The organism is Jatrophihabitans sp. (genome assembly GCA_036399055.1).
Classification (GTDB): domain Bacteria; phylum Actinomycetota; class Actinomycetes; order Mycobacteriales; family Jatrophihabitantaceae; genus Jatrophihabitans_A.
In genome coordinates this window covers 1-26,983 of the sequence record DASWNX010000027.1, presented here as the reverse complement: position 1 = coordinate 26,983, position 26,983 = coordinate 1, and the positions used below count along the sequence as shown (strand labels likewise).

Below are 26,983 nucleotides of genomic sequence, written 5' to 3'. Positions count from 1 at the left end.
CGATGCGGCCACGCCGGACCTTTGCTCGTGCTCTACCGGCGCGTGGAGTCGCGGCCCTCGGTGCTGAGCAGCACCACGACGCTGTCCGCGCCGATGTCGAGCTCTGCCCGACGACGGTCCGCTCCCGCGCCGGTCAGAGCGGCCCGGGCCCCGGCGAGGGTCGCCGCCCCACAAGGGCCAGAGGACACCCCATGGGCAGCGAGGTCGGTGACGGCTTGCTCGGCGGCGTCGTCAGCGATTGCCACCGCGGCGTCCAGGCCGGCCTGCAGCACCGGCCAGGCCAGCTGCGACGGGGTGCCGCAGTTCAGCCCGACCATCACCGTCGGCGCCGTCGTGATGGTGGTGGCAGCGCCGGTGAGCAGGCTGCGCAGCACGCACGCGGCGGTGACGGGCTCCACGCCCAGCACCGCCGGCGCCGGCGCCGGCGCGCTGCGTTGATGGGTGAGGACTGCCTGCGCCAGTGATCCCACACCCATCGGAACGACGATCAGCCCGAGCCGGCCGGCGCGGGCATCGGCGAGCTGGGCGTCGGTCTCGGCAAGCAGCGTCGCGTAACCCTCGACGATCCAGCCAGGAACCTGCTCATAGCCCGCCCAACCGGTGTCCTGCACCAGCACCGCGTCGCCGCGGCCGGCTGCCGCGGCCGCGGCCTGCTCGACGGCCGCGTCGAAGGTGCCGGCGTCGGCGGTGACCTGCGCGCCCTCGGCGGCGATGGCCGCCACCGCGCCCGCGGAGACGATCTGCGGGAGGAACACCTGCGCGGGCAGCCCGAGCATCGCCGCCATCCGGGCGACGGCCCGGCCGTGGTTGCCGTCGCTGGCGGTGATCAAGGTGATCGGATCGGCGGCCGCGGCCGAGCGCAGCGCCTCAAGGGTCAGCGGGCCGCTCAGCTGCCCGCGGGTGGCCAGGATCTGGGCGATCGCCCAGGACGCGCCGAGGGCCTTGAAGGCCGGCAGCCCGAGCCGCGATGACTCGTCCTTGACGAACACCCGGCCCACGCCGAGCTCCTCGGCCAGCGCGGGGACCTCCACCAGCGGGGTCGCGGCGTAACCGGGCAACCTGGAGTGGAACGCCGGCGTGAGCGCAGCCCGGGCCGGCGAAGCACGCCAGGATCGGGCAGCGGGGCGGGAATACCAGTGCGGGTCTGTCACGTCAGCGACAGAACTCGATCGCGGCGGCGGTGAGCGCACGGGCGCAGGCCACCGTGCTGGGCAGGTCGGTCCACTCGACCTGGGCGTGGGCGCCGTCGCCACTGGGACCGAACAGCACCGTGGGAATGCCGGCCGCTGAGAGAAACGCCGCGTCGGCCCAGTAGCTGACCCCGCCGACCGGCGCCGGCCGGCCCAGCACCCGCTCGGTCGCCGCGACCACGGCGCGCTCGATGGCGCTGCCCGCGGCGACCTCGAACGGCTCGCGGGCCAGGGTGGTGCGAGCGCTGACTTCAAGGCCGGCGTCGGCGGCGCGGCATCCGGCGAGCAGGTCCTCGATGTCGGCCTCGACGTCGGCCAGGGTCTGTCCGGGCAACGTGCGGCGCTCGATGGTCAGCACGCAGGACGCCGGGATGGTGGACTCCCCCACCCCGCCGGTGATCAGCGAGCCGTGCAAGGTGCCCGGGCCGAGGCTGGGGTGGGCGGCGCCTCGCAGCCGCTGGTTCAGCTCCTCCAACGCCACCAGGATCGGTCCGGTCTTGAGGATGGCGTCGACGCCCAGGTGCGGGCGTGATCCGTGAGCGGCCTTGCCGACGACCTGGATCTCGGTCCACACGAAGCCGCGGTGGGCGGTGGCGACGGCCAGCTCGGTCGGCTCGGTCACGATCGCGGCGTCGGCCCGGACGCCGGCGGCGAGGACCTCCTGGACGCCGAAGCTGGAGTGCTCCTCGTCAGCCACCGCCGCGACGATGACCTCGCCGGGGGCTCCGGCGGCCGCGGCGTCACGGCAGGCGATCAGCGCCGCCACCAGGCCGGCCTTCATGTCATAGACGCCGCGGCCATAGATCCGGTCGCCCTCGATCCGAGCGCCCCACGGATCAGCCATGTCACCCGGCGGGACGGTGTCGGAATGCCCGCACAGCAACAATGACCGGCCGGCGCCGGAGCCGGCGGGCCGGCTGCGCACCACGACGCTGGGGCGTCCGGGCACAGCCTCGAACACCTCGACGCCCAGGCCGGCGCCGGTGGCCCAGTCGGCGACGCGCTCAGCGACCTTGGCCTCACCGGCCGCGCCCGGCAGCAGCGAGGGGTTGGCCGAGTCGATCGCCGACAGCTCGGACAGCAGCTCCACGACCTCGCGATCAGCGCTCACGCCGCACCGCCACGACCGCCGAGGCGCAGGTTGGGGGTTGACCGGAGCTGCGGATGAGGCGTCGACGTCATGGGCACACTGTGCCTGGCGTTGCCTGCGCGGTCCAGCGACTCGACCGCCTCGGCGGGAGTGCGCGCCTGCGATGGCGCGAAGCCGCCCAAAGGCGAAGCCGCCCAAAGGCGAAGCCGCCCAAAGGAATTGTCCGTCCAGCGATCGATCGGCCACAATGACGAGATGGCGGCGCAGTACGGTCCGCATCGATGGTCGGCCGGTGATCGCGACATCGACCACACCGACGCGTTCCGGGCAGCGAACTTCACGGTCTGCGACCTCACCGGCGCGAGGCTGCGCGACTGCGACCTGACCAAGGTCAAGATCGTCGACTCGTGGCTGGTCGACGTCAGCGTGTCCGGATACGTCCAGAACCTCGTCGTCAACGACGTCGACGTCACCGCGTTCGTCGCGGCCGAGCTCGACCGGCGGCACCCCGAGCGTGCGCGGTTACGACAGATGCGGACGGCCGAGGACTTCCGCGCGATGTGGGACACCCTCGAAGGGCTCTGGGCCGAGACGGTCGCGCGGGCCGAGCGGCTGCCCGAACAGGCTCTTCATGAACGGGTCGACGACGAGTGGTCCTTCGTCGAGACGCTGCGCCACCTCGTCTTCACCACCGACGCCTGGGCCAGCCGCACCGTCCTCGACGAGCCGATGCCCTACCACCGGCTGGGCCTGCCCCAGACCGCCTACTCGCCCACCGACGCGGCGGCCCTCGGAATGGACCTCGACGCCCGTCCCTCGTATGCGCAGGTGCTGCAGGCGCGCGCGGACCGGATGGCGCTGGTGCGCGGCATCGTTGACGGCCTCACCGACACCGAGCTCGCACGGGCCTGCACCCGTGCGCCGGCGCCCGGTTACCCCGAAGAAGCCCGCACGGTCGGCGGCTGCCTCAGCGTGGTGATGGACGAGGAGTGCGAGCACCGCCGCTACGCCACCCGCGACCTCGCGGTGCTCGAAGCCGGCGTCGAAGGCGGCGCCGGCGGCGTGTGACCCGGCAGCGTCATGGCACAGTGGGAGGACGCCTCTGACGTGATGGGAGCCCTCCGCTCGGCGAGGCACGGCCCCTTGGCGGGCCGTCACCCGGCCTACCAGGCAGGAGCGACACCCATGGAGGTAACCCCCCTCGTCTGGGGACTGACGATCATCGCGATCATCGGGCTGCTGGTCTTCGACTTCGTCTTCCACGTCCGCAAGGCCCACGTCCCCAGCCTGCGCGAGGCCGCGCTCTGGTCCGCCCTCTACGTCGGGCTGGCGCTGCTCTTCGGCGTCGGCGTCCTGGTCTTCGGAGGAAGCACGGCGGGCTCGGAGTACTTCGCCGGCTACATCACCGAAAAGGCGCTCTCGGTCGACAACCTCTTCGTCTTCCTGATCATCATGACGAGCTTCCGGGTGCCGCGCGAGGACCAGCAGAAGGTGCTGCTGTTCGGCATCGTCTTCTCGCTCATCGCGCGCACCGGCTTCATCCTTCTCGGCGCGGCGCTGATCAACGCCTTCGCCTGGGTCTTCTACCTTTTCGGCCTGATCCTGCTGCTCACCGCCGGAAACCTGCTCAAGTCCGAGGGCGAGGACTCCCACGGCGGCGACAACCTCATCATCCGGCTGGCTCGCAGGGTGTTTCACACCACGGACTACTACGACGGTGACAAGCTCTTCACCGTCCACCAGGGCAAGCGCGCGATGACCCCGATGCTGCTGGTCATGGTGGCTATCGGCGGCACCGACATCCTCTTCGCCCTCGACTCCATCCCGGCCATCTTCGGGCTCACCCAGAACACCTTCATCGTCTTCACCGCCACCGCCTTCTCGCTGCTGGGCCTGCGGCAGCTGTTCTTCCTCATCGACGGTCTTCTGGACCGCCTCATCTACCTCTCCTACGGGCTTGCGGTGATCCTCGCCTTCATTGGCGTGAAGCTGATCCTGCACGCGCTCCACGAGAACAACGTGCCGTTCATCAACGACGGCGAGCCCGTCAAGGTGGTCGAGATCAGCACGGCGCTGTCGTTGTCGGTGATCATCGGCGTCCTGCTCTTCACGGTCCTGGCCTCGTTGCTCAGCCCCGCGGGCAAGGCCCAGAACGCCATCTCCAACGCCCGCCGCCACGCCGGCTCCTACCTCGACAGCGAGTACACCGCCGACCCGGCCGAACGCGAGCGCATCTTCCGGGCGCTGCTCGCCGAACGCGACCAGATCATCGCCCTGGGCCCCAAGTATCGTCAGAAGGTCCGCGACGAACCCGAACTCATGGCACTGCTCGAACGCGCCCGCGCCAGCCACGAGGCCGCGGTGCGACGAGGAGAAGCCGTGAGCAGCCCACCATCACCGTCAAGCTGAGAAGAGCCCGTCCTATGTTCAGCTCCCGATCTCGTTCAGCCGCGGCGCCCGGCGCGGCCGAGCCGGCGCCGGTGGCGCAGGACCACCGGGATCCCACCCGGCCGGTCGCGGTCATCGACCGGCTCGGCGCCGGCGTGGCCACCTGGAGCCTGCGGTTGCTGCTCACCGCGGCAGCTCTGGTCGTGGTGGCGTGGGCGCTGGGCAAGCTGTGGGACGCGGTCCTGCCCGTCGTGCTCGGGCTCTTCCTCGCCTCGGTGCTGTGGCCCCTCGCGCGGCTGCTGCGCAAGTTCCTTCCCCCGGCTCTGGCCGCGCTCCTCACACTGCTCGTCGCGGTGGGCGTCCTGGCCGGCCTCGGAGCGATCCTGGTGCCCCAGGTGACCGATCAGTGGTCGGAGTTCACCGACGCGGTGGCAGGCGGGCTGACCGACCTCGAGGATCTCATCGCCGGGCCACCGTTCAACCTCGACGCCGCCGCGCTGGGGGACTACATCGACCAGGCCGTGGACAAGCTCCGGGCGAACTCCGGCTCGATCGCCGGCGGCGTCCTCACCGGCGTCACCACCGTGGGCCACCTCCTGGTCCATGGACTGCTCGCGCTGGTGTTGTGCTTCTTCTTCCTCAAGGACGGCCCGAAGTTCATCCCCTGGCTCACCCGTTGGCTCGGCCCGGCCGGTGGCCGCCACGTGGGCGAGATCTCCACGCGCAGCTGGAACGTCCTGAGCGGGTTCATGCGGGCCCAGGCCGCCGTGGGACTGGTCGACGCGGTCGCGATCGGCATCGGCCTGGCGATCCTGGGGGTGCCCTTCGCCCTGCCGCTGGCGGTCCTGGTGTTCTTCGGCGCCTTCATCCCGATCATCGGCGCCTTCGTCACCGGTGCGCTGGCAGCCCTCGTCGCGCTGGTTACCGACGGGCTCACCAGCGCTCTGATCGTGACCGTCCTGGTGCTGGTCGTCCAGCAGGTGGAGGGACACATCCTGCAGCCGCTCCTGGTCGGGCGCGCACTGGAACTGCACGCTGCCCTGGTCATCCTGGCGGTCGCCACCGGCGGCTCGCTCGCCGGCATCACCGGCGCGTTCCTGGCCGTCCCCCTGGTCGCCATCGTGGTCACGATGGTGCGCTACGCCCGCGAGGAGTTTCTCGCCCGCACCCAACCGGCGGCTGCCAGCCCGGCAGCCGACGCGGCCCCTGACGGGGTCCCGACCGCGACAGCCAGGCCGGCGCAGGGCTGAGCCGCTCAGCGGCACGTTCGCATCGAGATCACCGGCCGACTCGACGGTCAGTACGCCTTGAACCGACGGCGCCGGACCTTCCTGTGACCGTCCTCATCGCGGATCACCTCGTGCGTCGCGCCCCGTGGCAGCTCCTCTCCTTCGGGCACCGCCTCGCCACGACTGATGAGATCGTCGATGAACCGCTCCTCAGCCCGCCGCGCCTGGTCATCCTCAGCTGACGCGGCGGGATCTGACGCGGCGGGATCTGACGCGGCGGGATCTGACCCAGCTGCGTCCTTTCCCTGGTGGGAGTCCATGAGATGAGTCCGTTCCGCGGTCAGTCGAAGGCTCGCCGGGCCAGCGTCAGGCCCCCGTCGGCGCGGATGATCTGATGCGTGTGGATCCCCGCCTCCGCGTCCATGGTCGCCTCGGCGGTGAGGTGCTCCTCCGGCACGCTGACCCGGCCCTGCCGGAACAGGTCCTCCACGAAGGACGCGGCCACCCGCTGGGCGTCGCCGTAGGCGAGCGAGCCGATCGCCGGGGACGCGCCGGCGACCCCGAACCGCAGCCCCTGCGCAGGCGCCCGACAGGAGAACTCCCCCGCGATGCCGTAGGCCTCCCCGGAGATCAGGACTCTCTCCAGCGCCTCACCCCGGTCGGTCCGAGCCCCGACTATCCCCAGGGCATGCTCGCCCACCGCCGCGGCCGTGAGGGCCGTGGCGCCGGACGGCGAGAGGATGCCGTGCCGGACGAAGCCCGAGCGCAGGGCTCGCCCGTACCCGCCGCCGAACATCTCGTGGTCGGCGGCGATCATGTGCGCTGCCACCTGCGCGTAGTAGCCGGGCACGATGGGAGCCGCTGCCACGCCGGCTTCCAGCAGGCGGCCGGCGTCGATGCTGGCCTGCTTCAGCCCGCTTTCGTCGCGGTTCTGCTGCGCCCGGAAGATCCCGGCCAGCGCCCGTAGGAACGCGCCGGTGAACACCCGGGAGAACGAGTGCGGGGCGCTGGACAGCTCAGCTGCCGGCGCGTCCGGCGGCAGCATCACCGGGTCGCGGTAGAAGAAGTGGTTCGCCGCGTTGCGCAGGCAGTCCCGGTCGACGGAGGTCGGCGAGATCTGACGGATCGCCCATCCGAGCTGCTCAGCGACCCGGGACAGCCTGGACGAGCGAGCGAGGTGGCCGTTGGTCTCGGCGAGCACCGCGACCCGCATCTGATCCAGCTGCAGCGCCGAGAGCAGCGCGCTGATGTCTGCGAACGACTCGTGAAACGCAGCCACCTCGGCGCTGGCGGCGTCCCATAGCTGCGGCCGAATTGCGTCGAGGACGGCATGGCCGGTCTCATGGCAGAGCACGTCCGGGCTCTCGCCCGAGTAGACGGTGATGCCGGACACGGATTGGTGGAAGAACGTGAGGCCGGCACGGTCGTAGTAGGCGTTGAGATCCTCGCCGGCGTCGAGCGTCACGGTCAGCTCGTCCCCCACCGAGGGATGCCAACTGATGTCGTCACCGAGCAGTGATCCCCAGAAGTCCGCTGCCCGGCGAAGGGCGTCTGCCGCGGCCCAGTACCGGAACTCGACGGTGCCGGGCTGATCACCACTCTGCGACGGGGGCAAGTCGGCGATGCGCAGCGCCAACGGCAACGCTTGGAGATCTGGCTGCGGCCGCAGAATCGGAGTGCGATAGGTCGGTGGCGCGCCCGGGTCGTCCTCCCATGCCCGGATAACCTCCGACAGCTTCCACTCATGTAGGTCCGCCATGACTTTTCCCTTCCTGTGAGGGGGTCGCGGCTTCCTGACCAAGGTCGCAGCGACTCGATCGATTGACGCGGGACCAAGGCTGAGTGTCGCACTTTTAGCCTGCTGTGTTAAGGGTTTCACTCGCTGGATCAGGGCTCTTCGGCCGGCCGGGCGTCCTCGTTCAGTCAGTCGCGGACTATGTGCATGGCAACAATGTATGGGCACTGTCACGCGCTGTCTCAGCGGCGCCCACAAAGGCCGAACCCCTCACCGAGAGCTGGTTCAGCGTGACTGTCCGCGACCTCGCCGTGACGTCAGGCGATGCGCAGCCGCGGGCACCCGACGTCGATCACCAGGTGCGAGATCGGAGCTCAGAGGTCGGTGTGCGACCCGTCGGAGATCTCGCCGACGAATTCCTCCACGACGTCTTCCAGCGCCAGCACTCCCAGGCTGGCGCCGCCGTCGGTGACGTGACCGAGGTGGCTGCGAGCGCGGCGCAGCGCGGTGATGACGTCAGGCAGCGGGCTGTCGGCCGGAATGGGCGGCATGCGGTGCAAGTGCTGCACCGGCCAGGGCCGGGTGGGGTCGTGCGCTCCGGTGAGCACGTCTTTGATGTGGACGAAGCCGAGCAGCGCGCCCGGAGCCCTGTGGTCGCGAACCGGAAAGCGTGAGTACCCGGTCGCGGCGGTCAACTCCTCCAGCTCACCCGTGGTCGTGGCGGTCGTGATGGTGACCAGCTCCGCGTGCGGGATGGTGGCGTCGGCGGCCGTCCGCTCGGCCAGGTGCAGGGCGCTGGACAGGCGCTGGTGCTCGGCGGCGTCGAGGTAGCCCTCGTCGTGGGACTCGGCGAGGATGTCGGCGAGTTCCTCGTGGGTGTAGGCGCTTTTCAACTCATCCTGAGGTTCGATCCCACACAGTCGCAGCACGGCGTTGGCGAAGGTGTTGAGACCGCGGATGACGGGTCCGGTCGCGGCGACGAAGCTGTCCAGGGCCGGGACCAGCAGTAGCGCGGCGCGCTCGGACGTCGCCAGGGCGATGTTCTTGGGCACCATCTCGCCGATGACCATGTGCGACAGGACCACCAGGACGAGCGCGATCGCGAACGCCACCGGGTGGGTGAGGCCGGTGGGGACGCCGAGGGTGTGAAAGAGGTCTTCGAAGATCGCGGCGACCGCCGGCTCGGCGACCGCGCCCAGGCCGAGCGAGCACAGCGTGATGCCCAATTGCGCGCCGGCAAGCAGAAGTGACAGCCTCTGCTGGGCAGCCAGCACCCGTCGGGCGCGCCGGCTGGTGGCGGCCAGCGGTTCGATCTGGGCCCGCCGGACGCTGACAGCGGCGAACTCGGCGGCGACGAAGAAGGCGTTGCCGAACAGTAGGCCGAGCGCGGCGAGCAGGAGCAGCGCGGTCATCAGTGCCTCTTCAGGTCCGCGGCGGTGGCGCCCGGCGCCGGGGGCAGCAGGGTGACGGTGTCGATGCGGTGCCCGTCCACGGTGGCCGCCGTGACAGTCCAGCCCTCGACCTCGACCTGGTCGCCACGTTGGGCCAGCCGTCCGAGGCGGTGCAGCAGCAGGCCTGCCAGGGTGTCATAGGGCCCGCTGACGTGGGGAAAACCAGGCGCGACGTGAATGGCTTCATCTATCCGCAGCCTCGCCGGGACGGTGAGCGCGGCACCGGCGCCGGTGTCAGCGCCGGCGTCAGCCTCACCCGTCGTCACGGCGTCGTGCTCGTCCTCCACGGCGCCGACGAGTTCCTCCACGACGTCCTCGAGAGTCACGATGCCCGCCGTGCCGCCGTACTCGTCGATGACCACCGCCATCTGCAGCCCGTGCTGGCGTAGCAGCGCGAGCAGCGGCTCCAGATGCAGGGTTTGCGGGACCTGGGGAATGAGGGAGGCCATCACCGACACCGGGGTGGTGCCGCGTTCTGCGACAGGGACGGTGAAGACCTTCTTCACGTGAGCGATGTGGGTGATGTCGTCCAGGTCGGGCCGGCCTTCGGCTGTGGAGGTGATCGGAAACCGGGAATGACCGGAGGCCTGGCTGGCGGCGAGCAGGTCTGCCAGCGAGGTGGTCTCGGCCACGCTGATGATCTGGGTCCGTGGAGTCATGACGTGCCCGGCGACGCGGTCGCCGAAGTCAAGCGAGCGGGCGATGAGCCGCGCGGTCTCCCCGGGCAGCGTGCCTTGGTCGGCGGAGTTCCGCACGAGGCTGCTCAGCTCGGTGGCCGAACGCGCTGAGCGCAACTCCTCCTGCGGTTCCATGCCCAAGCCGCGGACGATGATGTTGGCCAGGCCGTTGCACGCTGCGATCAGGGGCCGGAACGTCGTGGTGAACACCGCCATCGGCGCGGCGACGGTGCGGGCGACCGGCGTCGGCCGCGCGATGGCCCAGTTCTTGGGGACCAGCTCGCCCAGCACCATCTGCAGCACCGTCGCCAGGGTCAGCGCCACGACGACGCCCACCGCGTCGGCAGCCGGCTCGGGCAGGCCCGCCGCGCTCAACGCCGGCCGCAGCAGCGTGGTGATGGACGGCTCGGCGAGAAACCCGACCAGCAGGGTGGTGATCGTGATGCCGAGTTGGGCGCCCGACAGCTGGAACGACAAGGTGCGCACCGCGGCCAGCGCTCGCTGCGCGGCCCGGTCCTCTGCCTTCGCGGCGAGCTCCAGTTCGGCGCGGTCGGCCGCCACCAGGCTGAACTCGGCCGCCACGAACAACGCGGTGCCGAGGGTGAGCAGGCAGACGATCGCCACCCCGCCAAGAGCCAGGACCACTACGGAGCCCCTAGGCCGGAGCAGCGCGAAAGACGCCGACGGCTGTTCACAGTCGGCTCAACGGTCAAGGTCCTCACGATGTCCCCACCCTGCCATCCCTGTCGCGTCGATCTGCACGGCGGCCTTGTCGAGCGCGTAGGAGGCCATGCCTCCACGATGGCATATGCCGCGACCCGCGCCGAGTCTGACAGGGGCGGCAGCCTCGTCCGGGCGCGCCGCTACGCTCCTCGGGTGTCCCTCGACCCGAGCCTGGCGCCCGCGCAACCGCCGCGCGGTCGCCCCTGGGCGGCCAAGGCCTTGAAGGCCCTTCCGGCAGGACCCGCGGCAGGCGTGGCGCGGACCGTGCTGCGTGCCGTGCTGCTCGCCTTCGAGGCCGTCGAGCGCAGGGCCGCCTGGCTGCTGCTGCGCCTGGGCTGGCCCGTGCGTGTCCACCCCTTCTCCGGCTTCGGCACCGGCGGCTGGGCCTTGCTGGGCGGACGGGTGCTCGTCGAGGCACCCCCTCGCGTCGGCGACGCGCGGTCGAGCAGGTGGGCGGTGCTGCGCTCGAACCTGCTGCCGTTCCTCAGCGTCGAGGTGCCCGGGGCGCGCGTGCGCGTCACGCTCGGCGAGCGCGAGGTGATGGCGCGCGCCGACCGCGAGGGTTACCTGCAGGTGCGCCTGGAGGACCTTCACCTGCCGCCAGGACGGCACCAGGTGACTCTCACCCCGGTGCGGCCGGCCGGCAAGCCGGCCCTCGGCGTCGTGCACGTGCCCGACCCGGCGGCGGACGTGGCAGTGGTCAGCGACGTCGACGACACCATCGTCGACTCGGGAATCGCCCACGGCCTGGGCGCCACCCTGCGGACGATGCTGCTGCAGGAGCAGTCGACCCGGGTCCCGCTGACCGGCGCGCCGGAGCTGTACCGGGCGCTGGCCCAGGGGACGCCGGGAACGGTCGAGCGACCGTTCTTCTACCTCTCGACGAGCCCGTGGAACCTGGTCGGCTACCTGCAGGGCTTCCTGACGCGGCACCGGTTTCCCGACGGGCCGCTGGTCCTGACCGACTGGGGCCCCGGCGCTGACAGCCTGCTGCGCGTCAGCTCCCGCACGCACAAGCTGTCCACCCTGCGACAGCTGGCGCAGGCGTTGCCGCACAGCCGCTTCGTCCTCATCGGCGACAGCGGCCAACAGGACCCGGCCATCTACGCCGACTTCTGCGCCGAGCATCCGGGGCGGGTCCTGGCGGTCTACATCCGCCGGGCGGGCACGGCCGGCGACCAGCGCGTCGAGCAGGCCGAGCGCCTGCTCGACGAGGCCGGCGTGCCGTTCGTCCTCGCCGAGGACACCGATGCGATGCTGCGCCATGCCGTGGAGCTCGGCCTCGTCGCTCCATCCTGACGAGCGTCAGGCGAGCGTGATCCTGAGCGTGCGTCAGGCCGGCGCGATCCCGAGCGTGCGTCAAGCGAGCGGGATCTCGGCGGCTCCGCGCAGGTACATGCACAGCGCGTCGGCATCCCAGCCGCCTACCCAGAAGTCGAGCTTCCAGTCCGCGTCATCGCCCACCTTGCCCGGCAGCGCGCCGGCGGGGACAGAGCTGGATCCGGGACCGTGCACCAGAAGTCGGTACCTCATCCGGATGCCGACCAGCGCCTCGGCGATGCCGCCCGCCTCGATATCGGCGATGCGCACGCGCAGCGCGGTCGCAGTCACCTCGTCGGCGGCGTCCAGCGCGTCGAGGTCCTCCCGCAGGACGTTCTTGCGGGCCTGCCGCCACGCGACCGGATCGTTGTCGGGGACGCCGAGCGCAGCCATCACCTCGGCCTGCGCGCCCGGATCGCCCTCCATCGTCGGCGTGCGGCGCTCGAGGTCCTGTGGCCCGATCAGATAGAACGGAATGCTGGCCCCTGCCGAGTCGGTCAGCGCGTCGCGCTTGTCCAGCACGAGGCCAGGGGCGGAGATCCTCAGATGCAGCGGGTAGATGGGTTCGGCGCCGTCGGAGGCGATGACCCAGTTGCGGCCCTCGAACTTGGGAGCATCGAGCAGTTCCACCCGCGCGCCGAGCAGAGGATGTCCCGACGACGCCACGCCGTCGATCTCGACGCTGCGCACCGTGACTCCCACCCGCGGGCCCCGCGAGCGCCGGACGCGGCGGGGGTCGTCGTCCTGCAGCACCAGCACCCGGTCCAGATCCGGTTCGCCGGCCACGGCGTGCGTCCAGCCGCTCACCCCGCGCGGTTCGTCCGACGGATCGGGATCGGTGGCCAGCCGTACCTGGACGAAGCCCTCGAACCCGAGGGTCAACGCGCTCATCTGTCCGGCTCCAGGGCAGCGCTGCCGTACCGCGCTGTGGCGGCACGCGGCGGGTGGGTCAGCGCGTCGGCGTGGGTCAGCGCGTCGGCGTGGGTCAGCGCGTCAGAGTTCGGGCGCACCGCAACCGCCTTGCGGGTCAGGGCCGGCGACGGGGACGAGAACCCCGACGCGGCCGCGCGAGCGAGGTTGATCCCGAGCCGGGCGAGGTTCTCCGCACACAGCCGCAGCCGCGGATGGGCGTTCGGCTCAGCCGCGAGCGCCAGTCCGGCGGCGGCGTGCTGACCCAGGCGCTCACTGATCACGTACCACGCGTTCTCGGCGTGCGTGGAGACGTGGATGTCGCCGTACAGCTCGAAGGCGGGACCAGCGGTCAGCGTCGGGTACTGAGGGCCCATGGGCAGCTGGGTCAACACCTCGCCCAGCGGGCGGATGACGGTGCTCATGATCTCCCGGGTCGCCTGCCGCAATTCTTCACGCTGCACAGGGGTTTCCGGTCCGAACGAGTAGAACTGGCTGAGCATCATCAGGGTGGTCTCGTAGGACACCGAGAACAGCTGCGCGACAGCACGCGTGCGCTCGTCGGTGATGACGTGGCCGCCCTCCGGCGCGTCCGGATGGTTGCGGGTGAGCGGATTCCTCGCGACCGGACGTCCCGGCACGAAGGTCGGATCGGCGGCCGTCGCCGCGCCGAGCGCCGCATGCGCGTCGACGAAGCGCTGGTAATGCGACCCGCTCAGATGCCCGGGGGCTCCCTCGCCTTCCTTCACGATGAAGCCGATCGCCTTCTGCGCGCTCCTCAGGTCGTGCACGGGCGAGATATGCAGGCCCCGCGACCACGCGTTGTCGTCCTGGTGAGCGACCGGCCCGATGAACAGCGTCCCGTCGTCCAGTGCTGTGAACCCCGCCTCGATGTCGTGGTAGAGAGCGCCCACGTGGGTGTAGGTGATGGGGTCGGGCGCGGGCTCCGGCACGGCAGGGCGCTTCACGGGGAACGTCGGCTCCTCGAAGCGCATGAACCGGCGCAGGGTCGGCTCGCCGAAGGGTTCCAGGACGAACGGCGCATCCGCGGGGAAGTGACGCGCGGCCTGTGGAAAGTTCACGCGCATGAAATGAGGCGCGCCGCCGACCGCGGTGAGCAGATTGTGGACCGTTCCCAGGTGCGCCATTTCCTGCCGCGCCACTTCGAGCAGGGTCCGCTTCCATCCCCGCAGAAGCTCCGCCTGAGGCCAGGTGATCCCTTCATCGGCAGTCTGCCTCATCGTCACCGCGGCGAAGACGTACTGGCAGAGCAAACCGTGTTCGAGCTCAGCGGCCTCGGTCAGCGCGTTGATGAGTTCGGTGCGGGTATTGATCAGCGTCATCGGCAATCGCCGTCCCCGGTGTCAGCGCAGCCACCCCGTGTCACTGCCTACCGACCTGACGGGCGTGCCGGTGTCCGTGCCCTGCGCTCGGTAGCGAGTCGATGCTAAGTGGCTGCGGGCCGGGATCTCAAGAGCCGGTTGCCGATCACGGCTTCACCTGGTCAAGCCGGGTGGGGTCGTCGTCGAGCTGGTCGCCGCTGGCGTCCACGTCGCTCAACCCAACCGAACCATGGCCGCATGCAGCGGGACCCGATGCAGGCCGTGTCGCTCCTTGTACTCCCGGTTGCGCCGGCCTCCTTCCAGAAGCGGGCGACCGCTGGCGACCGCGGACCGCACCATCTCCAGGAACAGCAGGGTGTACGGGCTGAACGCCGCGTCGTACTGGTACACCGCACCACACGTCCACAGATGGAATCGATCGCGATCGGGCAGGCAGAAACCGACCGCCAGCAGCCGATCCGCGTCGCTGATCCTGATCGTCGTGACAAGGTCGCCCAGGCTGTGCAGGAAGTCCTGGAAGGGGCCGTCGCGGTAGAAGTCGGCGGCGCCGTGCCGGGCCGCCGTGTCCCTGATCAGCGTGACCGCCTCGTCCAGGTCGACGTCGCGCACGGCGAGGTTCTCGACCACCACACCGCGTTCCTGCGCGCGCCGCTGGTACCGGCGCATGTTGCGTCGCGCACTCGACCTGAGCCGCTGCAGGTAGTCCTCGATCGTGTGGATGTCGCGAAGGTCCAGGCAGAACCGCTCGTCCATCTCGACAACGTCGAATCCGGCGTCGGCGAGCGCGGCCAGCTGCGGCCCGGCGGTGACGTTGACGAAGCCGAGCCAGGAGGCGCCGGCTTCGACTGCCACCTCGCGCAGCGTCTGGACGATCCGCAGCGGCGCGCGGTGTTCGGTGGCCGGCAGCCTGGTGTCGTAACACTGCCAGTTGTGGCTGAGCAGCGCACGGTCATGGGGGTCATAGCCGTGGACGCGATTGGCCAGGGCGCCCAGCGGATCGCTCGGCGCCTGCAGGCTCGCCGGGCAGATCGCAATGGGATCGCCACTGCTGTCGCGCGCGATGACCAGGACCTGGGCCTGCGCGGGCATCACCGCCGTACGGGCCTGCGCGCTCAGGTAGGCATGCCGGTAGAAGACCGGCGCACCGGCGCGTTCGACCACAAGATCCCACTCGTCGGCGGGGACGTCGGCGATATCGCGATAGACGCTGGTCGTGATCACCGCGCCTGCCCCAGCGTCAACCAGCCCGCCTCCAGCAGCGCCTCCAGCCAGCCGCGGGCGCCGTCGACCGACATCGGCAGGCCGCTGGAGAAAGCCGCGGCCTCGACCACGCCGTCCAGGTCGCGCTCACCGTCGACTGCCAGCGCCAGGGCCACCAGCCTGGCGTAACCCGCCCCTCGATCCTGCCCGATGCCGTCCCAGGCGCGTTGCCTGGCTCGCTGGTCCACCGCGTCCAGGGCCGCGAACAGGTTGAACGGCCCGCTCCAGCATCGGCTCAGCGCCGGCCCGGCAGGCCGGCCGCTGCCTTCACCAGGCGGCAGCAGCGGCGTCAGGGACGTCGCGACCGCTCGTAGGCTGTCGCGGTAGCCGGCGACCCGGTCGAGCTCGACCCCGGCCAGTCCGGCGATCCATGCCAGGTCGCGGTCCCCGCCGGCCAGCACGGCTGCTAACCGGCGATGCGCCCGGTCGGCGGCGGCCGGCTCGATCCAGCCTGCTTGCTCTGCGGCCCCGGCGCCCCGGGCGACGTCGAGCAGATCGTTGTGCCTGGCCGACAGGCAGGCCAGCACGAGCTGGCTGGTGTCCGGACCGCCGGCCAGCAGCTGGACGGCCACGGCGGCGCAGCTGCTGACCGCGAGCAGCCGCTCCAGGTCCACCCGGTCGGCGGTGTCGCAGGAGGAGTGGCGGTAACGGTCGGGATGGTGGCTGAGGCTGGTGACTGAGACCGGTCTGGCCCGGTCCAGGTAGAGCAGATGGTCCGACGCGCCGACGAACGGCGCCTGGACCCAGGGCACCGCCGGCGCCGAGCGCGCGCCGGCATAGGTCGTCCTCGGTCCCGGCAGGCTGTCCAGCACCATCCCGACCACGGCCGAGGCGACATCCGGCGTGCCCAGCGGGCTGCGCTCGACGTTGAGCATCCCACCGGTGTCGCGCTCGTGCTCGCCCACCATGTCGAGATTGAGCAACGCCACCACGTCCGGCAGCGTGCCGGCCGACACGACGTCGTGCAGGTAGGCCGCCGAGCCGGTGAACTCCGGACCCCACAGGAAGCGGACGCCGCGCCTGCGTCCGGGTAGCCGCGCCAGGGCCCGGGCGGCCTGCAGGCAGGCCACCACGCCGGAGGCGTTGTCGTTGGCGCTGGGGCGAGGGTGGTCCAGGTGGGCGTGCAGCGCCACCTCGCCGAGGCTCGGGTCCAGGCCTGGGATGACACCGGTCACCACCGGCATCGCGGCGCCGGTCGCCACCCGGACCGTCGCCTCCACCTGGTCGCCGGGCCGATGACCGGCGACCAGGTCGCGCATCACCGAAGGGCGGACGCTGAAGGCGAAGATGCCGGCGCCGGGCGGCAACTCCACCCGCCGCGTGCAGTCCTGCTCACCCTCGGCCTGCCAGCCAGGGCTGCACACCACTCCCAGGGCGCCGGCCAGCTCGATGTCGCGCAGCAACGTCGGCGCCACCACCGGCTCCTCGACGAGCACGACCGCGTCGCGCCAGGGCGCCGAGCGACCGCGCACCAGGGCGGCCCGGGCGCCGTCGGTGGGCGCGGAGTTCACTGCCAGGCCGAAGGCGTCGCGCGGGTACTCCACGAGCACCCGCCCCCGCCAGCTCAGCCGCGACGGCCCCGGGGTCCAGGACGCCGGAGCCCTGAACGTCCACCAGCGCCGCCGCTCGCCCGCTACCGGCCAGCGCAGCACGTCGACATCCCGCACACCAGCCGCCACGGCCGCCTCGGCCACCAACCCGGCGGCGCTGTCCAGTCCCGCCGAGGCGGGGAACCGGTCGAGCTCGCTGAGCCGCCGGATCAGCTCCCCCGCTCGCGCGCGGTCCAGGGCAGCGGTCGCCGTGTGGAGGGCGTCGGCCAGGATCACGCCTGCACCGCCTGGAGAAAGCGCTGCAGCCTGGCCTCCGACAGCGGCAGGGCCAGCCGTACCAGGTCCGCCCGGCCTCCCCCGGCCGGCCGGAAGCTCTTGTGGCTGATGCCGGCTCGCCCGAGCACCCGCGAGGCCACCGCGGCGTCCTGAGCCACCAGCCAGGGCAGCGCCGGATGGCCACTCGACGTCGCCACGCCGAGGCGCTGGAGCGCCGTGCGCACCACCGGTCCGACCTCGGCGATCCGGTCGCGCAGCGGCCCGAAGATGTCCCCGGCGCCGATCAGCCGCAGCGCGAACTCCAGCGACGCGGTGGCCACCGCCATCGGGACGGCGCGAGCCCTGACCTCCTGGGCCAGCGCTGGCGAGCAGACCGCGTAGCCGGCACGCAGGCCGCCCAGGCAGTAGCCCTTGGAGAAGCCGCGCACCACGACCAGGTTGTCGACCTCGGCGGTGACCGGCGCCGCCGAGGCGTTCGGACCGAGATAGTTGGCATAGCTCTCATCGACCACGACCACCGCGGTGCCGGCCAGCCGGGCACACAGGCGCGCCAGCTCATCGGTATCCAGGACTTCCCCTGCCGAGCCCGGGCGGTCCAGGACGATCAGCGAGCATGCCCGGAGGGCATCGAGGTCGGCCCAGCTGTCTGCCACCAGCACATCCGAGCCGCTTGCCCGGGCCCACTCGGCCAGATCCGGATGGCCGAACGGAGCGGTGGCCACCCGGCCGCCGTCGGCGAGCGTCGACAGGACCGCCAGCAGCTGGGTGGCGCCGGCGCCGAAGGTGATGCAGTCGGCGTCGAGGCTGACCCCGTGCGCAGCGGAGAGAACCCCGGCGCCCCGGTGGCCGCCGTACGGGTCGTGCAAGCCGTAGTCGCCGACCAGTTCCAGCTGCTCGGTCACACTCGCGGGCCACCATTGTCGCCAGAGCTCCTGCGTCGTCGGGCAGAGGAACTCCGCCTCGTCCGGAGTCCAGTGCAGGTCCAGCTCCGGACCCGGCGCACGAGTCGATCTGACCAGCGCGAGGCTGTCCGGCGGCACGGCGACCGCTCGGCAGACCAGCTGCACGTAACGGGAGTCCATGGTGACCTGCTGGTTCCGGTCGAACTCGGCATGCGTGGCCTCCACGGCGAATCCGCACTGCTTGACCAGGCTGATCACCTGCTCCACCAGGTACACCCGGACGGACTGCCAGAGCGAGGTCGCGCTGCCCTCGGCAGGCAGGTGTTCGAACCATCCCTCGATCCGGCCGGTAGCTGGGAGGTAGTCACGCCGGATGGCGAATGAGCCGTGGCGGTCGGAGGGGAAATGCCCGGTGGCGAGGAAGTTGCGCAGGATCGAGGCGAGATTGGACAGGTCGAGCACCAGGACGCCGCCGGGCGCCAGGCAACGGTGGATCCGGCGCAGCAGCCGGCGCTGGTCGGCATCGGCGCCCCAGCCCAGGCCCTGGACGAAGATCACGGCGTCGACCTCGCCGACCGGCCACGGCTGGGCGGTCATCACATCGTGCTGGAGGAAGCTCAGCCCGTGCTCGCCGCCGTGCTGGGCCTGAGCCCGCTCCAGAGCCGACGGGGACACATCCAGGCCCGTCACCTGGAAACCGTGGCTGGCCAACCCGCTGGAGTGCCGCCCGGTGCCGCAGCCCAGATCGAGGACCCTTCGCCCAGGCGCGTACTCCTCGAGCACCTTCTGCAGGTACCGCACCTCGACGGCCGTCCGCTCGGCTGTGTACTCCTGCTCGACGAGCGCCCAGAACGACGGCCCGAAATAGGTCCGGTACCACGGCTCGGCCGGCGGATCACCTCCTGGCACGAACCAGTTCCATACGCGAGAACACGTCGCAGACGTCGCAGAGATTCTTGGGCCCCGGGTACCCGGCCTGTGGGATGAACGCACCGCCGCAGATGTCGCACAGCTCGCTGGCGATGGGCTCCATGTACCTCTGCATGTTGGCGAACGCGTTGAAGGCGTAATAGTCGGCACCCGGCCACAGCCCCAGCAGGTGGTCGGCGATGGCATAGGACATCGAGCGCTCGTCCGGCCCGGTGGTGAATCGGCCGGGCGCGCCCTGGCGGTTCCACTCCGGCGCGGTCAGCTCCAGGTAGAGGGTGAGCTCCTTCTTGGTGATCCGGTACAGCGGGAAGGTGTAACGGAAGTCGCCGAGCTGGCGCACCGGCAGGCTGCCCATCCGGAAGCCGCTCATCCACCAGGTGACCAAGCTGGCCAGCAGGTCATCGGCGTTGAAGCCCCATGCCACGTCGGTCACGCCGCGCCTGACGGCAGTGATCTCGATCATCCGCCGCAGCACCTGATGGCCGATGACCATGGTGCTGGAAGCGCGGTCGCTGGCCACCACCCGGGTCATCGCCTCGACGAACGGCACCTTCAGCCCGAACACTTCCTGGACGTCTTCGGCGGTGGAGATGACGTGCTCGATGTCCAGACGCCGGCAGGCGTCCACCGCGGCCTGGAAGGTGGCGCTTTCCTCCCAGTCGGGCAGGCCGGTCACGGTCAGCGCGATCGTCGAGAAGTCGGGTAGCCGGTCCCGGGTCCGCTCCAGCAGCTTGAGCAGCGCGATGGAGTCGCGGCCGCCGGACAGGCCCAGCACGATCCGGTCGCCATCCCGGATGGTCTGGCCGGAGGTCACCGATTCGACGAAGACCGTCTCCACGAACTGCGGGAAGGTGTCCCGGTCGAACTGCTCGCTGCGCACCTCCAGATCGCCCTTGTCGTCGAACAGGACCGATTTGGTGTAGACCGGTTTGACCGCGGCGTACTTTCGCTGGGACGGCGCGCGGGTGACGCCCATGTCGTAGTGGCGGACCTGGAACACCTCGACCACGTCGTCGGCGCCAAGCAGCACGCTGTCTTCGCTGACCAGTTCGCCGTTCAGCCGGGTCATCACCGAGTTGAGCGGCACGCCGGCCAGCCGGAGGAGGTCCACCAGGGACTGCCCGGTCTCAGCCGGCAGAGCCGTGACCCCACCGACCTTGTCATGCAGGATTGCTTTGGGCATCTGTGCTCCTACCTCACCAGACCGCGAACGGGATCAGCATTTCCATCGGGGTTATCGAGCCGTGCTCATAACGCATGTCCTCCTGCGGCACCGGGAAGGCAGGAGCGGTCGCGACGGCTACCACATCGCCCACCCGCCGCAGCAAGTTCTCCGAAGCCGGCCACCACCCACGCTGCGCGACCTCCCATTTGCTCGCCACCCACGCGACGTCGCCGAGCGCATCCCGGGCCACCTGGAGCAGCCGCTGGTGCTGCCCCGGGCAGGAGTGCAGCCATCGCACCCGGCCGGCGCCCCCGCTGACCGGATCGCACAGGCCGGAATCGACCATGGCCGTCCAGCGCTGCGCGACCGCGGCATCCGGACGAACCTCGGTCGCGCCGTGGTCAGACAGCGCCATCGTGCGAATCTCCTGCCGGCGCCAGCCGATCGCGGCGGAGTCAAGAATCGCCAGGGCCTGCTGAACCCGGTCGGAGTAGCCCTCCTGGTGAACCGTGGAGTCGATGTCGACGTAGGCGATGACGAGATCGGCGCCGGTGGCCAGCACCGCGTCGATGTCGGCCACGGCCTGGCTCGCGGTGTCCCGGGGGTCCGGTGGCGTGGCAGCCGGTCGAGTGGGCGCCACGAGGCTCGCACCCTGCCAGAGCGCACGCGACCAGGGGCCTGGGTAGTCGGCGATCATCCCGGGAATCACCGACGATCTGACACCGACGGCGCGCAAGCGGCTGAACACCGACTCGACCGGACCGATCAGGTTCGCCGGGCCTGGGCCCACCGCCTCTACCGGCGAGCCGTCGACCTGAAACACCATGCCAGGAACCAGGTGTCGCTCCAGGCCCGCGCCGGTCAAGGCTGTCAGCCAGGCCGTCGTGGAGGTACTGGGAAAGGTCGTCACCAGCGACTCGCAGCGAGCCGCCGGCCAGCATGCCTCGGCGATCGACAGCCCTACCCCATCCACGGCCAGCAGCACCGACTGGCGCCCGGCGTCAGATTGGGCGCGCGCCTGACGTTCGATGACGTCAGCCGCCCGCCCAATCGTGCTGCGTTCGGGCAGTTGGAGAAGGTTAGAAATTGGGGACGCAGTCAGTACAGGTGGTGCGGAACTTCGGCAGCTGGACTTCCTGGCGCGTGATCAACATCTTCTCGATCGCCGAAGGAACGAGGACTGCGGGAGCCGTGGTGATCTGCTGGTCCACACGGCGGAGCTGCTGGGTGGGAGTCATGACAACCTCACAAGGGAGTGTGATAAGTGATGTATCGAAGGTACACCCTGTTTTTACCGGCGACAATGGCTTTGTCGTATATAGGAAGAGTGTGACGGAGGCCGAGCGCAGCGCGCCACGGCGACCTCGCTACAGCAACGGAGGGCGCGCCAGGGGTTCACGTTGCACCAGATGAGCGGCGATGATCGCCCGGTCCCAGGCCGGGACGCCGGGCAGGCCGCTCAGCCAGTGCACCAGGTCCAGCAATGTCGTGGCCTCGCATTCTTCTAGAAGACAAGTGCGCACCTGCCGCAGTCGCGCCTCGTCCCCCGCACCGATGGCGCGCGCCACGGTGTCCAGAGCCCGATGCAGGTCGAGGTCGATGACAACGTCCGGTTCGAGCCGCCGTGCCGCCTGCCTGATCGCCAGCTTGGGCGTGCCGTCGCCGCCGGCGAGGGTGCGATAGACCCGGCGCCTGGCGGGGTGGTCGAACCAGATGCCGAGTTCGCGGACCAGATCAGCGGGCTCGTCCGGAACGTGCAAGTAGCTGAACAACCTGGTGGTGCCTCCCAGTAACGCTCGTATGTCGGTCGGCCGGCGAGGCCCGTACGACAGGCCCTTCATCACGCTCAGCCGTTCGCTGGCAGAGCCGCCGGACTGCTGGGCGCCCGGCGCCTCCGTCAGCAGTGCGATCGCGGCAGGCCCGCAAGACATGATCAGATCCACAGTGGCGAGCGTGGCCAACGGCGCCGCATTCAGCTGGTACTGCCACAGCGCGCGGATCCGGTGCCGGTCCAGCAGGATGGGTAGCACGTCGAGCAGCAGGTAGCCCCGGTCCTGGATCAGCGTGAGCACCTGCTCGACACGTCCGGCTGCCAGCGTCTCCGGTTTGAGCAGGACGTAGGTGTTCGCGCGCAGGATCGGCCCGGGATCGGGCAGCGACTCGCAGGCCTGGTTCCACGACTCGAGAAAATAAATGTCATCGCAGTAGCGGCCGGCCTTGGCCGCGGACGCGGTCAGCCACCCATCCATGCGGGAGTCCCGCTGGGCGACAGCGGCGGCTTGGACCGCCGGATGGCGTTGCGGGGAGTTATGTTGCGGGGAGTTATCAGGCAGCACGGCTTCCCCTCATGCGTCGATTGTAGCCATTTTGACCTCTATGCCAGCCTTTCCCTGCCGAGCCCGTCGAGCTGCGTCCGCGCGGCGGTTCGGACGGTCAGCCGTCGCGGACGGTCCCTGCCATAGCGGCGACCGCCCGCTCGACCTGCGCCTCGGTGACGATGGGGATGACCGCCGCCAGGAACGCGCCGATCGGCGTATCCAGCACCAGCGTCCGGCCGGTGTCATAGACCGTGATCCCGTCGGAGCTGTCGGCCGGTTGACCGGCCACCTGCCGGCGGGCGGGATCGGCGGTGTCCAACGGCACCAGCGGCAGGCTTATCCCGGTCGCGAGCTGCCGGCCGGCCGGGCGGTGGTTGAGCACGGTCGCGACCCGGCCGGCCCAGGCCAGCATCCGGTCGCTGACCTCGGCATCCGGATCGCCCTCCAGCCATAAGCCGAGCAAGTCACGGCTGAGGGCGACGCCCGCCGCCCGGACGGCCTGGCCGACGCCGGCGGGGCGCATCATCGGATACGCATGCGTGACGGCCCGGAAAGTGCCCGGCACCCGGCGGCGCACCCGCAGCCAGGGGTTACCCTCGCGGTCCACGTCGTCGGAACCGGTGTCACGAGCTGCGGTCAGCTCCCACCCCAGCGCGTGGCGCCGCGCCAGGTCAGCCAGCCAGGCCTCGTCGGAGCCGTCCAGCCGGGCCAGCACCGCGCGGGCGTCGAGCCGGTCGCGCAGCCGCAGCCGGGGCCGGTCCACCATCTCGGCGATCAGGATCGCGGCGGCCCAGCGGCGCCCGGACACCCCGACCCCCCGGACAGTCTCATGGTCGGTGAAGAGCTCGGCGTTCCAGCGCAGCACCGAATGGCTGTGAAAGATCATGCCGGCGCAGTTCAGCTCCACGTGTGTGCCCTTGTCGTCCTGGAGCGCGATCACGGCCGACCAGCCCCAGTCGCGACGCGCGACCGTGGCCGCACGCAGTTGATAGCCGAGCTCTGCCAGCGCGGTGACCGCCCGCCATCCGTCGGCGATGGTCGGCAGCACCAGATCGAGATCGTCCATCTGCCGCTGGTAACCGGCCGGTTGCAGGTGCTCATAGCCGAAGCCCTTGATAACCAGGAACGGCACTCCGGCCGACCGCAGCGCCTCGTCCACCTGCCGCAGCTGGATCACCGCCCGGGCGTGGTTGCCCCGGCGCAGCGCCACCCGCTCGGCGACCAGTTCGGTGCACGCCGGCGCTGCCAGGAACTGGTCGGCCAGCGGCAGCAGCACCTCCTGCTCCTCGGCCAGCAACGCCAGCCGACCGAGGGTGACCGCGTCGGCCGAGTCCAGACCTCCTGGCCACAGCAGGGCATTCCACAGCCGCTGCCGGTCCGATAGCTTCCTCGCGCTCATCGCACGCCTCCCTCTTGTCGGCTGCGGGGCTCGGCGTCGGACAACCGCTCCAGTCCCGCCACTAGACCAGCCCCGCCACTAGACCAGCCCCGCCCGGCGCGTCGCCCAGCTCTGAGTCACGCGCAGGGAACCTATTGCCGCCACCAGCCACACCGAGCCCACCAGCACCTCGGCGAGCAGCGGCAGCAGCGCGCCAGCGGCATCCCCGAGCGCCAGTTGGCGGCAGCCCTGGACGCCGTTGCCTAGTGGCAGCAGATGGCTGAGGAGCGCCAACCGACCGGTCAGCTCGTGCGGCAGCACCGCGCCCGACAGCAACGTCAACGGGACGGTCAGGCTGGCGCTGAGCAGGTTGCGAGCGTCCGGCCAGAGCAGTGCCACCCCGGCCAGGGTCATCGCCAGGCAGGTCGAGCTGTAGGCCATCGCCATCGCGAGCACCGGCAGCAGAAGCGAGGATGGGTGCAGCAGCCGCACCTCGGGAAGGTAGGCGAACACCGCCACCAGCGCTGTGGCGCTCATCAGGCCCCCGTCGACCAGCCGGTCGACGGCCCGTCCGAGCATCGAGGGGACCAGTCCCGCCGGCGAGACGACGAGCAGGCCTGCCGTGCCCAGCGCGCGCTCCCGGGTAGCCATCGGGATGGCCAGCAGCGCGCCGGTGGCCGCCGAGGCGCACGCGGCGCCGATCGCGATCCGGTGCGCCACCGATTCGCTGCCCACCAACAGCCCTACCGACGCCAAGAAGGCCGCCTGGGCCACCACCCGGACCAGCCAGCCGCCGACGTAGGTGTACCACCGGTACGACGCGCGAAAGTCCCGCCACCCGATGACGGCGGCGAACCGGAAGGTCGCGAGCAGGGCGGCAGTCTCATCGATCGGTTCGCCGGAGGTCAGCCGGTCAGGCGCCATCGAAGGCTCCCGTGGCCTGAACGCGCCGGATCGCCCACCGCACCATCTCCCACGCCAGCCACCAGGTGATCGCGACCAGTCCACCGGCGGCCAGCGCCGGTAGCAGCACCCCGCCCGTGGACCGGCCGGTGGCCACCGCGAACAGGTCCATCACCCAGGACAGGAAGAACAACCGTCCGGGCACCTGGACCCAGATCGGCCAGGCGCGCAGTGGCGCGAGGACGCCCCCGAGCACGAACGCCGGATAGGACATCGCGTTCTGCCAGGAGCGAGCGTGGGAGGTCAGCAGGAACACGGCGGCGAAGAGGTACGTCGCCCCGGCCATCGCCACGGTCAGCAGCACCACGATGCCCGCCAGCAGCCACGGCCGGTCGATGCCCAGATCGATGTGGAAGAACAGCACCGCCACCACGCCGGACTCGACCAGCGCGACCAGCCCGAGCAGCGAGATGGCAAGCACCCGGCCGAACATCGCCTGGGCCACCGACACCGGCGTGACCAGCAGCGACGCGAACGTGCCGTTGCGGCGCTCTTCGTCGATCAGGTCACCGCCGGAATAGATCGCCAGCGACCACACCGCGGTCACGTAACTGGCCAGCACTCCCACGATCGCCAGATCGCGCCGGCCGGTCTGGGCGAGCATCGTCAGGTACAGCACCGCGGCGAACGGCACCAGGGCCAGCACCTGCAGCTCGTCCAGCCGGCGAAGGCTGATCAGCATCTGCAACCGCAGCCCGGCGAGCAACACGCTCATGGGGCGGGCACGTCGAAGAGCGCGAGATAGGCGTCCTCGACCGAGGCCGGAGCGATGCCGAGCCGGTCGGCGCCGGCCTCCTGGGCCCGGGACGACAGCTCAGCGGCGTGCTCCTTGCTGTCAAGGCCGAACCGGGCAGTGCCTCCCGGACGCAGCGAGAAGGTGAGCACCCCGGGCAGCAATGCCAGCTCGCGGTACCGGGCTTCGGCCAGGCCGCCGACGTCCACCGATACCCGGACCTGGGAGGGGATCTCCAGCTCTCCGGGCGCGCCGCGCAGCAGGATGCGGCCGCGCGAGATCAGCAGCACCTGGGCGCACAGCGCCTCCGCCTCGGCCATGTCGTGCGTGGTCAGCAGGATGGTGACGCCACTGGTGGACAGGTTCACCACGATCTCGTGCAGCGAGTGGATGCCGATCGGGTCCAACCCGGTGGTGGGCTCGTCCAGGAACAGCACCCGTGGGTCGCCGACCATGCCGCGGGCCAGGTGCAACCGTTGCTTCATGCCGCGGGAATAGGTGGACACCCGGTCGCCGCCACGGTCGGCGAGGCCGACCAGTTCCAGCAATTCCGCCGCCCGCCTGCGCGCCGCCGGTCGCCGCAGCCGGAACAGCGAACCCCAGTACTCCAGGTTCTCGCTCCCGGTCAGCCTCGGGTACAGGCCCTGGTCGCCACCCAGCACGACCCCGATGCTGCGGCGAACGTCGGCCATCTGGGCGACCACGTCGAAGCCGGCCACCGTGACCGTGCCGTGCTCGGGCCGCAACATGGTCGAACACACCCGTACGAGCGTCGTCTTGCCCGCCCCGTTAGGGCCCAGCACGCCGCAGATCTGCCCCGACGGCACCTCGAAGGACACCTCGTCCAGCGCCCGGCGCAGCTTGGCGCCCCGGCCGAACTCTTTCACCACCCCGTGGACGGCAAGGGCGGCCTCAGGCATGACACATCAGCCGGCGGTCGGAGAATCCGGCCACCGAGCGGCCCAGCTTGACACGGAGCCACTGGGCGCACGTCCGCTCCAGGGCCGACTGCGATCCCGTCACATGCGCAACTCTCGCCTGGCCGCGGCCACCGGCGGGCAACGCCGTGACCGTAAGCGGAAGTGGCCGCCACACAGATGCGGCGCGCCATGGTCATGGCGCGCCGACACCTGCGCTTGGCGGATCAACGGTCCTTCTTCCGCTTGATGACGCGCGGCTGCATGTTGGACGCTGCCATGATTCTTACCCCCTCACCAGGTTGAGATGTCGCAGGGAACACCGAACGTCGTGCCTGACGCGCGAGCAGCCGAACTCTGGGCTTGCTACGCAAATCAGGACGTAGCGGTTAACTGCTGACAGAAGTGTAGAAGTCACGGCCAGTGAAAAGCAACGATTCGGTCCAGTACCCAGATGGTGCGGCGGCGCCCGGCTGCAGCAACGCCGTCCAACCGCAAGCGGGACTGGCCCTCAAACAGATCCGGCGCGCCATGGT

The 26,983-nt window shown here is 70.6% G+C and carries 22 protein-coding genes; 5 read left to right on the top strand and 17 right to left on the bottom strand.

Annotated elements, in window-relative coordinates:
• Positions 1-32: 32 nt before the first annotated feature.
• Positions 33-1,151, bottom strand: a complete 1,119-nt coding sequence (locus VGB75_10915; GenBank protein ID HEY0167541.1) for a diaminopropionate ammonia-lyase — start codon at positions 1,149-1,151, stop codon at positions 33-35.
• Position 1,152: 1 nt separating this feature from the next.
• Complete coding sequence (locus VGB75_10910) at positions 1,153-2,301, bottom strand: M20/M25/M40 family metallo-hydrolase (GenBank protein ID HEY0167540.1); 1,149 nt, start codon at positions 2,299-2,301, stop codon at positions 1,153-1,155.
• A gap of 234 nt (positions 2,302-2,535) precedes the next feature.
• Here VGB75_10910 and VGB75_10905 point away from each other — a divergent pair, with 234 nt between their 5' ends.
• From VGB75_10905 to VGB75_10890, 4 genes are all read left to right on the top strand, one after another.
• Positions 2,536-3,348 carry a DinB family protein gene (locus VGB75_10905; protein HEY0167539.1) on the top strand — a complete coding sequence of 271 codons (813 nt, stop codon included), beginning with the start codon at positions 2,536-2,538 and terminating at the stop codon, positions 3,346-3,348.
• Positions 3,349-3,465: 117 nt separating this feature from the next.
• Positions 3,466-4,689 (top strand): TerC family protein, encoded by a 1,224-nt coding sequence (locus VGB75_10900; protein HEY0167538.1) that lies wholly within the window; start codon positions 3,466-3,468, stop codon positions 4,687-4,689.
• Between the two features lie 14 nt (positions 4,690-4,703).
• On the top strand, positions 4,704-5,918 hold the full coding sequence (locus tag VGB75_10895; GenBank protein HEY0167537.1) for an AI-2E family transporter: 1,215 nt from the start codon (positions 4,704-4,706) through the stop codon (positions 5,916-5,918).
• A gap of 83 nt (positions 5,919-6,001) precedes the next feature.
• The gene (locus VGB75_10890; protein ID HEY0167536.1) at positions 6,002-6,139 is read left to right on the top strand and encodes a hypothetical protein; all 138 of its coding nucleotides are present in this window, start codon (positions 6,002-6,004) and stop codon (positions 6,137-6,139) included.
• A 98-nt stretch (positions 6,140-6,237) separates the two neighbouring features.
• Here the strand turns inward: VGB75_10890 and VGB75_10885 are convergent, their stop codons facing one another.
• The 3 genes from VGB75_10885 to VGB75_10875 all read right to left on the bottom strand — a co-directional run bounded on the left by VGB75_10885 (position 6,238) and on the right by VGB75_10875 (position 10,405).
• A complete protein-coding gene (locus VGB75_10885; protein HEY0167535.1) occupies positions 6,238-7,656 on the bottom strand; it encodes a hypothetical protein in 1,419 nt (472 codons plus the stop codon).
• Positions 7,657-8,006: 350 nt separating this feature from the next.
• Positions 8,007-9,044, bottom strand: coding sequence for a hemolysin family protein (locus VGB75_10880; protein HEY0167534.1), 1,038 nt, complete (start codon positions 9,042-9,044; stop codon positions 8,007-8,009).
• Complete coding sequence (locus VGB75_10875) at positions 9,044-10,405, bottom strand: hemolysin family protein (GenBank protein ID HEY0167533.1); 1,362 nt, start codon at positions 10,403-10,405, stop codon at positions 9,044-9,046. The genes VGB75_10880 and VGB75_10875 overlap by 1 nt, the downstream gene beginning before the upstream one ends.
• A gap of 231 nt (positions 10,406-10,636) precedes the next feature.
• Here VGB75_10875 and VGB75_10870 point away from each other — a divergent pair, with 231 nt between their 5' ends.
• On the top strand, positions 10,637-11,782 hold the full coding sequence (locus VGB75_10870) for an App1 family protein (protein HEY0167532.1): 1,146 nt from the start codon (positions 10,637-10,639) through the stop codon (positions 11,780-11,782).
• A gap of 60 nt (positions 11,783-11,842) precedes the next feature.
• Here the strand turns inward: VGB75_10870 and VGB75_10865 are convergent, their stop codons facing one another.
• From VGB75_10865 to VGB75_10810, 12 genes are all read right to left on the bottom strand, one after another.
• Complete coding sequence (locus tag VGB75_10865) at positions 11,843-12,694, bottom strand: hypothetical protein (protein HEY0167531.1); 852 nt, start codon at positions 12,692-12,694, stop codon at positions 11,843-11,845.
• Positions 12,691-14,055, bottom strand: a complete 1,365-nt coding sequence (locus VGB75_10860; protein HEY0167530.1) for a ferritin-like domain-containing protein — start codon at positions 14,053-14,055, stop codon at positions 12,691-12,693. Before VGB75_10860 ends, VGB75_10865 begins: the two co-directional genes overlap by 4 nt.
• 213 nt (positions 14,056-14,268) lie before the next feature.
• Complete coding sequence (locus VGB75_10855; GenBank protein HEY0167529.1) at positions 14,269-15,276, bottom strand: GNAT family N-acetyltransferase; 1,008 nt, start codon at positions 15,274-15,276, stop codon at positions 14,269-14,271.
• Positions 15,273-17,141 (bottom strand): DUF4910 domain-containing protein, encoded by a 1,869-nt coding sequence (locus tag VGB75_10850; GenBank protein ID HEY0167528.1) that lies wholly within the window; start codon positions 17,139-17,141, stop codon positions 15,273-15,275. The genes VGB75_10855 and VGB75_10850 overlap by 4 nt, the downstream gene beginning before the upstream one ends.
• Complete coding sequence (locus VGB75_10845) at positions 17,138-18,952, bottom strand: aminotransferase class I/II-fold pyridoxal phosphate-dependent enzyme (protein ID HEY0167527.1); 1,815 nt, start codon at positions 18,950-18,952, stop codon at positions 17,138-17,140. The genes VGB75_10850 and VGB75_10845 overlap by 4 nt, the downstream gene beginning before the upstream one ends.
• Positions 18,939-20,156, bottom strand: coding sequence for a hypothetical protein (locus VGB75_10840; GenBank protein HEY0167526.1), 1,218 nt, complete (start codon positions 20,154-20,156; stop codon positions 18,939-18,941). Before VGB75_10840 ends, VGB75_10845 begins: the two co-directional genes overlap by 14 nt.
• A gap of 13 nt (positions 20,157-20,169) precedes the next feature.
• A complete protein-coding gene (locus tag VGB75_10835; protein HEY0167525.1) occupies positions 20,170-21,123 on the bottom strand; it encodes an alkaline phosphatase family protein in 954 nt (317 codons plus the stop codon).
• Positions 21,124-21,505: 382 nt separating this feature from the next.
• Positions 21,506-22,387 carry a hypothetical protein gene (locus VGB75_10830; GenBank protein ID HEY0167524.1) on the bottom strand — a complete coding sequence of 294 codons (882 nt, stop codon included), beginning with the start codon at positions 22,385-22,387 and terminating at the stop codon, positions 21,506-21,508.
• Positions 22,388-22,571: 184 nt separating this feature from the next.
• Positions 22,572-23,855 (bottom strand): nucleotidyltransferase family protein, encoded by a 1,284-nt coding sequence (locus VGB75_10825; protein HEY0167523.1) that lies wholly within the window; start codon positions 23,853-23,855, stop codon positions 22,572-22,574.
• A 78-nt stretch (positions 23,856-23,933) separates the two neighbouring features.
• Complete coding sequence (locus VGB75_10820) at positions 23,934-24,758, bottom strand: ABC transporter permease (GenBank protein HEY0167522.1); 825 nt, start codon at positions 24,756-24,758, stop codon at positions 23,934-23,936.
• Positions 24,748-25,512, bottom strand: coding sequence for an ABC transporter permease (locus VGB75_10815; GenBank protein HEY0167521.1), 765 nt, complete (start codon positions 25,510-25,512; stop codon positions 24,748-24,750). The genes VGB75_10820 and VGB75_10815 overlap by 11 nt, the downstream gene beginning before the upstream one ends.
• Positions 25,509-26,450, bottom strand: coding sequence for an ABC transporter ATP-binding protein (locus VGB75_10810; GenBank protein HEY0167520.1), 942 nt, complete (start codon positions 26,448-26,450; stop codon positions 25,509-25,511). The genes VGB75_10815 and VGB75_10810 overlap by 4 nt, the downstream gene beginning before the upstream one ends.
• Positions 26,451-26,983 lie beyond the last annotated feature (533 nt).

Bases quoted from the DNA above. Each gene is read 5' to 3' on its own strand.
- VGB75_10900 (HEY0167538.1), top strand. From the start codon at position 3,466: ATGGAGGTAACCCCCCTCGTCTGGGGACTGACGATCATCGCGATCATC.
- VGB75_10840 (HEY0167526.1), bottom strand. From the start codon at position 20,156: ATGCCCAAAGCAATCCTGCATGACAAGGTCGGTGGGGTCACGGCTCTG.
- VGB75_10895 (HEY0167537.1), top strand. From the start codon at position 4,704: ATGTTCAGCTCCCGATCTCGTTCAGCCGCGGCGCCCGGCGCGGCCGAG.
- VGB75_10815 (HEY0167521.1), bottom strand. From the start codon at position 25,512: ATGAGCGTGTTGCTCGCCGGGCTGCGGTTGCAGATGCTGATCAGCCTT.
- VGB75_10830 (HEY0167524.1), bottom strand. From the start codon at position 22,387: ATGGATGGGTGGCTGACCGCGTCCGCGGCCAAGGCCGGCCGCTACTGC.
- VGB75_10820 (HEY0167522.1), bottom strand. From the start codon at position 24,758: ATGGCGCCTGACCGGCTGACCTCCGGCGAACCGATCGATGAGACTGCC.
- VGB75_10880 (HEY0167534.1), bottom strand. From the start codon at position 9,044: ATGACCGCGCTGCTCCTGCTCGCCGCGCTCGGCCTACTGTTCGGCAAC.
- VGB75_10905 (HEY0167539.1), top strand. From the start codon at position 2,536: ATGGCGGCGCAGTACGGTCCGCATCGATGGTCGGCCGGTGATCGCGAC.
- VGB75_10885 (HEY0167535.1), bottom strand. From the start codon at position 7,656: ATGGCGGACCTACATGAGTGGAAGCTGTCGGAGGTTATCCGGGCATGG.
- VGB75_10860 (HEY0167530.1), bottom strand. From the start codon at position 14,055: ATGACGCTGATCAATACCCGCACCGAACTCATCAACGCGCTGACCGAG.
- VGB75_10825 (HEY0167523.1), bottom strand. From the start codon at position 23,855: ATGAGCGCGAGGAAGCTATCGGACCGGCAGCGGCTGTGGAATGCCCTG.
- VGB75_10865 (HEY0167531.1), bottom strand. From the start codon at position 12,694: ATGAGCGCGTTGACCCTCGGGTTCGAGGGCTTCGTCCAGGTACGGCTG.
- VGB75_10810 (HEY0167520.1), bottom strand. From the start codon at position 26,450: ATGCCTGAGGCCGCCCTTGCCGTCCACGGGGTGGTGAAAGAGTTCGGC.